This window comes from Dysgonomonas sp. 25 (genome assembly GCF_010501075.1).
Lineage (GTDB): Bacteria > Bacteroidota > Bacteroidia > Bacteroidales > Dysgonomonadaceae > Dysgonomonas.
In genome coordinates this window covers 1-9708 of record NZ_QVMN01000005.1, presented here as the reverse complement: position 1 = coordinate 9708, position 9708 = coordinate 1, and the positions used below count along the sequence as shown (strand labels likewise).

Genomic DNA, 9708 nt, shown 5'->3' with positions numbered 1-9708 from the left:
ATGCTTGTGTTAATGTCAGGGGTATTTCCGGCTGCGACAGCCGTACCTACCTCCCCCCAGCCCCCTCCACAAGAGGGGGAGCGAGGGGCAATATTTCAGTTAACAGTGAGCAGTCAACAGTCAACAACAAAATCCTTGTGGGAGAAAATCAATATACGCTGTCATGCCGAACCTTGTGTGAGGCATCCCGCCCCGTTATCGGCAAGAGATCCCTCGCCTTCGCTCGGGATGACAAGACTAATAGCTATCAGCTAACGGCTAACAGCTATAAATTATCAGCATATTATCTCATTATCATATTAACTAATTATTTTTTGTTATGAAAAGAACAATCTTGACACAGGCTATAACTATATTAGCCTTAGCGTTATTAACAACAATCAACTTATGTGCTCAGGTAAAAATAGGCGATACGACACCACCTGTTGCGGGTGCGCTACTTGAGCTGAGTGAAGGAAGTATAACAACAAAAGGGTTGGCGCTGCCACGGGTAGAACTTGTGGATCTGACTACGCTGACTATGGGTACAAATGCCATACCCAATGCAGGAACCCTATGGCAAGACCATGTAGGGTTAATGGTTTACAACACAGCTAAAGTTGAAACCAAAGCGAACCGTATATGTCCGGGTATCCATATTTGGGATGGCGCTGAATGGCAGTCGTTGATAGCCTACCCCGAACCATTGGAGCAAAAGGTTGCTATGGCAATTGTGAAACGTGATTTTGAGTATCTCGATCCTGATAGTCCGGTCGGTTGGCCTGCGGATAAAGAGAGCGATCGTCTACTTGGAAAGTACAACTTGGGCTCTTTGGGAACATTTATCGACAACCGGCCTAATGATGCGCCGCAAACCTATTATCATGCACGTTTTTATGTGGGTTATAAAACGGGTATAGTTACTTACAATATCCAACGTAGCTATAATTGCGATTCTAACACGGCTCCTAATTGGATATCCGAAGGCTATGAAGTAGAAAATCTACGTACTTTCGAAGATGGTATATGGATGACTGATAATCTACGCGCTATTGTGATGCCCAACGGAGAGAATATTATTCAGAGTGCCAATAATAGCACGACTGTTCCTTACTATCACTATCCAGACTTGCAAGTATCTAATCGCGCTATACAGGGGGTGCTCTACAACTGGGCAGCAGCTATCAATATGGGCGATGGCACAAATGGCACAACTCCTGATCCAAGCTATGTAGAACAAGGTGGTCCCGGTCATTTTGATGTCCATATACAGGGTGTATGTCCCGATGGATGGCATTTGCCATCTGATCAAGAGTGGGTTGACTTAGAGAATGGCATTATTCTCAAAACTGCTACATTCAGTACTACTCCTGATATTGGCGCTGCCAATAAAGTCGACTATTCTGATACCGGCTACCGCGGAACCACCCACGGCACCGCCATGAAAACAACCAACGGTGCTGGTGGAACGAGTAAACCTTCCTCACAAGGTGGTTTCGATGGCTATCTTGCCGGCGGTGCCGGTAGTGGCTTATCCAATACTTACGGTAGCAATGCTCGCTATTGGTCGGCCAGTAAAAATAATGGCAACGCGTGGTATCGATACTTGTACAGAACGGCTGCGCCAGTGTACCGGGCGGGAGTCTATGGTGCCAATCTCTTATCTGTTCGCTGCATGAAAGACAACTAACTCGCCTCCTCTCTAAAAGAAGAGGAAAACAAAATGTAAAGAACTTTATCCATAACAGGGAAATAATCTATACGGATTATTTCCCTGTACTATATCAAAGAATTTTTCCGAAAAATAGCTATCTTTGTGATTCCGATAATAGAATCAAGTAAACCAAAGATATGGCAGATACTAAACAACAATTCGAGCAGGTTATCGACCTATGCCGCAGCCTTTTTGTTAAAAAACTATCCGACTATGGTGCCTCGTGGCGTATTCTGCGCCCCCAATCGGTTACCGACCAGATACTTATCAAGGCGAAGCGTATCCGTAGCCTCGAGGAAAAGGGCGTCAGCAAGGTAGGGGAAGGCATCGAGCCCGAATTTATCGCTATCGTCAATTATGGTATTATTGGCTTGATTCAGTTAGAATTAGGGTTTTCGGACGAGATAGATATAGATGCCGGCAAAGCGTTGGCGTTGTATGACAAGCATATGACCGAAACGAAGGAATTGATGTTCGCTAAGAATCACGATTACGACGAGGCGTGGCGGGCGATGCGTATCAGCTCTTATACTGACCTGATTCTGACGAAGATATATCGTACCAAACAAATAGAAGAGAACAAAGGCGAAACGCTTGTCTCCGAAGGGATAGATGCCAACTATATGGATATGGTTAACTACTCGCTCTTCGGATTGATAAAGATGGAATTTCCCGAAGATGAGTAGGTTATAGCTGTAATTGCGATTATGGAAAAGGAAAAATCAGGTGTAGGAATGAAGATATTGGTAGAGGTTGCCCGCGTTTTGCTGGGGGCGACTTTTGTCTTTTCCGGATTTGTGAAGTCGGTTGATCCTATGGGAACAGTCTATCAGATAGAAGATTACCTGATAGCCTTTCACCTGTCGGCGCTGTTGCCGATGGCCGTTCCGGTGGCCTTCTTTCTGTGCGGCCTCGAATTTGTGATGGGTGTCTGCATGCTGTTGGGCTTGTACCGCAAATGGAACTCGCGGTTGATGCTGGTTGTCATGGTTTTTATGACTATCTTGACGCTTTATCTTGCCATAGCCAATCCCGTGAAGGATTGCGGATGCTTTGGCGATGCTGTCAAGCTGACTAACTGGCAGACGTTCTATAAAAACATTGTGTTGCTGGCATTTGCAATCATTGTCTTTGTCTATCACGAGCGCATAAAGAACATCTTTACGGGCAAAACCTATTGGATGGCTTTCCTCTATACCCTTCTCTTTACGGTGGCTTTCCTTATATATAATTACCGCTACGATCCGGTTGTTGATTTCCGTCCCTACCGCATAGGGAATAACATCCCCGAGCTGATGAAGCTGCCGCCGGATGCCAAGCAGCATATTGCGCAGAGCGTCCTCGTATACGAAAAGGATGGGGTAGAGCAGGAGTTTACCGAAGAAAACTATCCGTGGGAGGATGAATCGTGGACGTTTGTCCGCATGGATACTAAAACGATTCAGGAGGGTGACGAACCGCCTATCGCCGACTTCAAAATCGTAGAACTGCTCTTCGACGACGATACATCGGATGCCTATGCCGAGGCGGATATAACCGAAGAAGTTCTGGCCGATACGGGCTATGTCTTCTTGATGATTTCGCCTGTGCTGCAGGATATGAGCCAGAGCTATATCAGCCATTTCGAGGATGTGTTGAACTATTCCAACGACTACCATTATAAGTTCTATTGCCTGACCTCTTCCACCGTCAACGACATCCGGGCGTGGGAGAAGGAAAATGCCGTAGACCTCAACTTCTGCCGCACCGATGAACGTGCCCTGAAAACGATTATACGTACCAATCCGGGCTTGTTGCTTATCCGCAACGGGGTTATTATCAATAAATGGGCGGATGTGTACGTTCCAGCCGAAGAAAACCTGACAGCTCCCCTTCAATCGTTGCCTTACAGCAAGATGATAGACCAAAAGGAGGAAGATATAAAGAATATCTTATGGGTAAGTGCTATTTTCATATTACCTTTGCTGCTGATAAAAGGGTTCGACTTCGGATTATTCCGCCGCCGCGAGGAGGAATTGAGAGAACGAAAGACGAAAAAGAAAGATAACTAATTTTTAATCATATAATTAAATTAAACCAATTTCAAACAATGAGAAAGAATATTGTAGCTGGAAACTGGAAGATGAATAAGAATCTTCAGGAAGGTATTGCCTTTGCTCAGGAATTACAAGTGGCAATTGCCGATAACGATAAAGTGAAATGCGAAGTGATTATTTCTACTCCGTTTATCCATTTAGCCAGTGTTTCGGCCGCTATCGATACAAAGAAAATCAATGTTGCTGCTCAAAACTGTGCCGACAAAGCTTCAGGTGCTTACACAGGCGAAGTTTCGGCTGCTATGGTTGCTTCTACAGGAGCTAAATATGTAATCCTCGGACACTCTGAGCGCCGTTCGTATTATGGCGAAACAGATGCTATCCTGAAAGAGAAAACAGTATTGGCATTGGCTAACGAATTGAAACCTATCTTCTGCATCGGCGAAACAAAAGAGGAAAGAGAATCAAACAAGCACTTCGATGTAGTGAAAACGCAAATCGAAAATGCTTTGTTCGAACTGTCTGCTGCCGATTTCGGTAAAATCGTACTTGCTTACGAACCGGTTTGGGCTATTGGTACAGGCTTGACTGCTACATCGGCTCAGGCACAGGAAATGCACGCGTTCATCCGTAAAACGATTGCTGATAAATACGGCAAAGAAGTTGCTGATAACACTTCTATCCTTTATGGTGGTAGCTGTAATCCGGGTAATGCAAAAGAATTGTTCTCTTGCCCTGACATCGACGGAGGCCTTATCGGTGGAGCTTCATTGAAAGTTGCCGATTTCATGGGCGTTATCGCAGGAATGGAGTAATAAAATCTATAGGAACGTTCTTTTAAATTGTACTGTCGCGCAACTGTCGTTGCTTGCCTTCAATACTTTTTGCTTGACCAAAAAGTATTCAAAAAGTCACGACTTAGCCGTTTACGACGACCCACAGGCAGCTTGTTCGCTGAGCAAAAAACTCGCTACTTCGTAGCTCAGACACGTTTTGCTCTTAACGCTCACTGACGCTGTGTGGGTACCCCGCCTATCCGGCAATGTCGGAGTCTTTGAAAAAAAAGACGTGCATCAGTTCCGCAGTTGGGGTACCCGTCCGGTGTAGATGGCGTAAAATGAAATTCCAGAATACGAAGTATTCCTTATTTCATTTAGCCGGCAAACCGACTGACGGGTCAACAAGGAACGCAGCACTAGCCTTTTGGTTCGTTTTGCGCAATGGCAAAATGAACGAAGCAAGGAATTGAGTAGCAATTCCGCGCAGTAAAGGTGTGGCAGAAAGAGTACAATTTAAAAGAATGTTTTCAATTAATACTATATTTATCTATCCCTAAAACGCAGCGTATGAGAAAGTTGTTATGTACATTGTTGGCATTGTTCGTTGGTTTCGGATGCCTTGCAGCCCAAGAAAGCAAGTCCATTATAGATGATATAAATTCACCTGTAAACGGACAAGGCAGGGTGACTGTCATGCAGGACGAAACAATCGACGGGATGCTGGGGACTTATCACGAAGTAGATAGTGTAGCCTTGGCTCAAGGCTTGTTGCATACCAACTACACCATTGTGAAAGGGTATAAGATTCTCGTATTTTCGGGCAACAACCAGTCTAAATCGAAAACCGAAGCTCAACAGAAAATGAGTCAGGTTCGCAACGCTTTTCCCGATCAGGAGGTGACAATGACTTACGAAGCTCCTTTCTGGCGGGTACATGCGGGCAATTTTATCACCCGTCCCGAGGCAACGGAAATATTGAAGCAAATGAAGCGTAAATTTCCATCGTTCGGGAAAGAAATGTATGTCGTCGACAACGTGAACGTGAAACGCCCGACATACTGATATTATACATCAATATTCATCGTAGAGGATGCACAACGAAAAAGATATAGCTTCGTTATCGGAGCATTACAAAAAGGTAATAGAACTATTGGGCGAAGATGTAAACCGTGAGGGACTGTTGCAGACGCCGGAACGTGTAGCGAAGGCTATGACTTATCTGACCAAAGGCTATGGCGAAAACCCTGAAGCGATACTGAAACAGGCGCTTTTCAAAGAAGATTACAGCCAGATGGTTATCGTCAAAGACATTGATTTTTACTCACTTTGCGAACATCACATGCTTCCCTTCTGGGGAAAGGCACATGTGGCATACATCCCCAATGGCTATATAACCGGGCTGAGCAAGATTCCGCGCGTAGTGGATGTCTTTGCCAGACGTTTGCAGGTGCAGGAGCGCCTGACAACCCAGATAAAGGAATGCATCCATAACACACTAAACCCGTTGGGGGTGATGGTTGTTATAGAAGCACAGCATATGTGTATGCAGATGCGGGGAGTGGAGAAACAGAACTCGACGACCACAACATCCGATTTCACCGGAGTTTTCAATCAAGCCAAGACCAGAGAAGAGTTTATCAATCTGATTCGCGGAAAAAACTGATTGAAACGAGGTTCTGAAAAGACCTCGTTTTATTTTTATATACTGTTTGTTATGAAGTTATACGATATACATACACATCATCTTCCGACCGATATGCCCCAAGGCTATCAGGTGGTAAGTATCCTGAATACTTATCCCCTCGAAGCTGATTTGCAGGATAAGGAAGGCGTATATTATTCGTGTGGCATCCATCCGTGGTATATGGACAAGGCAGCCGAGCAATTCCAGCGGCTCGAAGAAATAGCCCTCGACAGGCGGGTGGTCGCTATCGGCGAAGCTGGATTGGATAAGCTGAAAGGCGCTGAATGGGAATTGCAGGAACACTACTTCCGCAAGCAGATAGAACTGTCCATAGAGGTGCAGAAACCGCTTATCATCCACTGCGTAAAGGCATGGGACGAACTCATCGCCCTGCGGAAAGAGTATCAGCCCGACAATGCATGGATTGTGCATGGCTTCAGAGGGAAGCCGCAGCAAGCCGAACAATTACTGCATGCCGGTTTTAAGATTTCCGTAGGAGAAGTATTCAATCCCGAAACAATCAAAAGAATACCGCTCGATTCGCTTTTTTGCGAAACGGATATGTCTGATACTCCTGTTTTGTCTATTTGTCAAAATGTATCACGGGAATCAGATGTTTGTATAGAATATCTAATTGAAAACATTGGCGTAAATGTAAAAAATGCTTTCAATTTGTAAGATTTTTTTGCTTCACATTAGTTATATTTAGAAAAACAACGTTATTTTTGTAAGATAAAACCATTGCGGAATGATTGACGACAGTTCAAGGGTATTATTAATATATACAGGAGGTACGATCGGGATGGTCGAGAATCCGGAAACGGGATTTCTCGAATCGTTCAATTTCGAGCACCTCAATAGCCATATACCCGAATTGCAACGCTTTCGTTTTCAGGTCGATCACATAGTTTTCGATCCCGTAATCGATTCATCCAATATCCGCCCCGAGCATTGGCAGAAGATGGTACGTACCATCGAAGACAATTACGAAGATTACGACGGGTTTGTCATTCTGCACGGAACCGATACGATGGCTTACACAGCATCGGCATTGAGTTTTATGATAGAGAACCTAAGTAAGCCCGTTGTGCTCACAGGCTCGCAGCTGCCTATCGGTAAACTCCGCACCGATGCCAAAGAAAACCTTATCACAGCACTGGAGATAGCTGCCGATAAAGACCTGATAGGCTTACCTATTGTGCCCGAAGTATGTATCTTTTTCCAGAACTACCTGATTCGGGGGAATAGGGCATCGAAGATAAATGCCGATAATTTCAATGCTTTCCGCTCGTTTAACTATCCTTATCTGGCTAAATCGGGAGTACATATCTGGTACGATAAGAAAGCGATTCTGCCTGTTAATAATGAAAAGAAAACACGCTTCCACTACCACCTCGATTCGCGCATCGTTGTCCTGCGGCTCTTCCCGGGTATCGACCAGACGACAGTCGAAGCCATATTGAATATAGACGGGATAAAAGCCGTTGTCCTCGAAACCTATGGTTCGGGCAATGCCCCGCTCACGACATGGTTTCTCGATGCTATCCGCGATGCCGTCAAACGGGGCGTTATCATTGTCAATGTCACTCAATGCGAAATAGGAAGTGTGGATATGCAACGCTACGAGACAGGGCTGGAATTGCTGAAAGCCGGTGTTATAAGTGGATTCGATTCCACAGCAGAAGCCGCTATTGCCAAATTAATGTTCCTCATAGGGCATAGCTACGAAAAGGAGGATATAAAGGTGCGTATGCGTGTGCCTTTAGTCGGAGAAATAACCCGTCCCGAAGAAAGAATCAATGAAAGAATATGACAATCTTCCCCTCTTGGCAGAAAAATCGAGGGCAGAATTCCTACAATATTATAAGAAAAATAAGAAACATCTCGAAAAACTGGATATATTTGTACACCAGCTTCATGAGGAAGTTTCGGAGAAGGTCGATTGCCTTGCATGTGCCAATTGTTGCAAAACATTAGGCCCTGCCATATACGACAAGGATATCGACCGCATAGCGAAAGCCCTGCGGGTGAAGCCGTCGGAAGTCGTTGCGCAATATCTGAAAATCGACGAAGACGGCGATTACGTTTTCCAATCGATGCCTTGCCCTTTCCTCATGCCGGACAATTATTGTTCGATATACGAACATCGTCCCAAAGCATGCAGGGAGTATCCTCACACCGACCGTAAGAAGTTTGTCCAGATATACAAACTCACGGTGAAAAATACGGCTACATGCCCTATTGCATACGAGGTACTGAAACAGTTGGTTAAAAAATAACAGCCCAATACACGAAGATGAAAAGACTGCTTTTCCTGACAAGCCTTTTATTCCTGTTCTTTGTCGATGCGCACTCGCAGATAATGACAAAGCAAGATTCGATAAAGGCCGTAGACGATTCCATAGCCCTGTTGCATAAGAAAATACATGACCTTGCCCAGCTCAAGCATCAATTGGACGGGACATCTCCTGTGAGAAGGCGGGGGAAAGTTTTTGCGGACGAAAAGAACGATTCCGTGCCCGCGATACGGGAAGCAGCAAGGCGTGTAATAGGCTCTTTATTTGGCGAATCGCGCCAATTGTCGAATGCCGATAGCCTTCTGCGTGCCTTCGATAACCAGCCCTCGTTCGGGATGTATAAAGATAATTACGTTATCACTGGTACAGAAGCTTTTTCGAGGACAAACCGATGGAATTCGGACTGTAAGTTTCAGGTAAGTATCCGCCAGCGGCTGACCAATAGTACCCTGCCGTTCAATACGCATATATACCTGACTTATACGCAGAAAGCCTTTTGGGATATATATCGCGAATCCTTCCCTTTCCGCGATCTCAATTTTAACCCTACTATCGGTATCGGTCGCCCGTTGATTCACAATAACAGGCTTTTAGGGACAATTGGACTGGAATTTGAGCACGAATCGAACGGAAAAGATCAGGATGCCTCCCGCAGTTGGAACAAAATATCGGCTAATAGCCTCTTTGTCTTTCGCGACAGATGGGTTTTTCAGTCAAAATTGTGGATTCCTATAGTTGATGGCGACAGCAACCCCGACATAACCCAATACATGGGCTATGGCTTTGCAGCATTAACTTACTCGAGCCTGCAAAGGAAGTATAATATCAGTTGCGTGGTGACCAAACGAGCAGGAGCATTCTTCGATGCCAATGTTATGCTGAATTTTTCGGTTCGTATGTTCAGCAACGAAGATATTTATTTATATGTCGAGTATTACGATGGCTATGGCGAGTCGATGCTTGATTATAAGGAATATAGACAACGTATAAGAGCCGGAATATCCATCAAAACGAATATGTTTTCTATCTTTTGAAAAAAAAACTTGAAAAAGTTTGCTCATAATGCTTGCGCATTCAAAAGAAGTTTATATCTTTGCAGCCGCTTCCAGAATGAAGGAGGCGAAAAGAATGAGTTCATTGACATATTAGAAAAGAGATAGATTTAAGCGTGTAGTACAGATTGTTTGTATTTCGGTATAAATAATCGACAAGTATCAAT

10 protein-coding genes are annotated in these 9708 nt (G+C 44.6%); all 10 read left to right on the top strand.

Translation table 11 applies throughout. The features are described 5' to 3' along the window. The first annotated feature begins 319 nt into the window (after nucleotides 1–319). The 10 genes from D0T66_RS09050 (at nucleotide 320) to D0T66_RS09005 (ending at nucleotide 9523) form a co-directional block, all read left to right on the top strand. The gene (locus tag D0T66_RS09050) at nucleotides 320–1669 is read left to right on the top strand and encodes an FISUMP domain-containing protein (RefSeq protein WP_163356964.1); all 1350 of its coding nucleotides are present in this window, start codon (nucleotides 320–322) and stop codon (nucleotides 1667–1669) included. Nucleotides 1670–1830: 161 nt separating this feature from the next. Continuing rightward, nucleotides 1831–2379 (top strand): DUF1599 domain-containing protein, encoded by a 549-nt coding sequence (locus D0T66_RS09045; protein ID WP_163356963.1) that lies wholly within the window; start codon nucleotides 1831–1833, stop codon nucleotides 2377–2379. 21 nt (nucleotides 2380–2400) lie between these two features. Beyond that, the gene (locus tag D0T66_RS09040; RefSeq protein WP_163356962.1) at nucleotides 2401–3744 is read left to right on the top strand and encodes a BT_3928 family protein; all 1344 of its coding nucleotides are present in this window, start codon (nucleotides 2401–2403) and stop codon (nucleotides 3742–3744) included. 38 nt (nucleotides 3745–3782) lie between these two features. After that, nucleotides 3783–4544: a triose-phosphate isomerase gene (gene tpiA, locus D0T66_RS09035; protein ID WP_163356961.1), complete on the top strand. Its 762-nt coding sequence runs from the start codon at nucleotides 3783–3785 to the stop codon at nucleotides 4542–4544. A 531-nt stretch (nucleotides 4545–5075) separates the two neighbouring features. Then, a complete protein-coding gene (locus D0T66_RS09030) occupies nucleotides 5076–5570 on the top strand; it encodes an SPOR domain-containing protein (RefSeq protein WP_163356960.1) in 495 nt (164 codons plus the stop codon). Between the two features lie 28 nt (nucleotides 5571–5598). Then, a complete protein-coding gene (gene folE / locus D0T66_RS09025; protein ID WP_163356959.1) occupies nucleotides 5599–6171 on the top strand; it encodes a GTP cyclohydrolase I FolE in 573 nt (190 codons plus the stop codon). A gap of 51 nt (nucleotides 6172–6222) precedes the next feature. Further along, a complete protein-coding gene (locus tag D0T66_RS09020) occupies nucleotides 6223–6870 on the top strand; it encodes a TatD family hydrolase (RefSeq protein ID WP_163356958.1) in 648 nt (215 codons plus the stop codon). A 70-nt stretch (nucleotides 6871–6940) separates the two neighbouring features. Beyond that, nucleotides 6941–8005, top strand: coding sequence for an asparaginase (locus D0T66_RS09015; protein ID WP_163356957.1), 1065 nt, complete (start codon nucleotides 6941–6943; stop codon nucleotides 8003–8005). Continuing rightward, the gene (locus tag D0T66_RS09010) at nucleotides 7992–8471 is read left to right on the top strand and encodes a YkgJ family cysteine cluster protein (RefSeq protein ID WP_163356956.1); all 480 of its coding nucleotides are present in this window, start codon (nucleotides 7992–7994) and stop codon (nucleotides 8469–8471) included. Before D0T66_RS09015 ends, D0T66_RS09010 begins: the two co-directional genes overlap by 14 nt. 17 nt (nucleotides 8472–8488) lie before the next feature. Next, nucleotides 8489–9523, top strand: a complete 1035-nt coding sequence (locus D0T66_RS09005; protein WP_163356955.1) for a phospholipase A — start codon at nucleotides 8489–8491, stop codon at nucleotides 9521–9523. Nucleotides 9524–9708 lie beyond the last annotated feature (185 nt).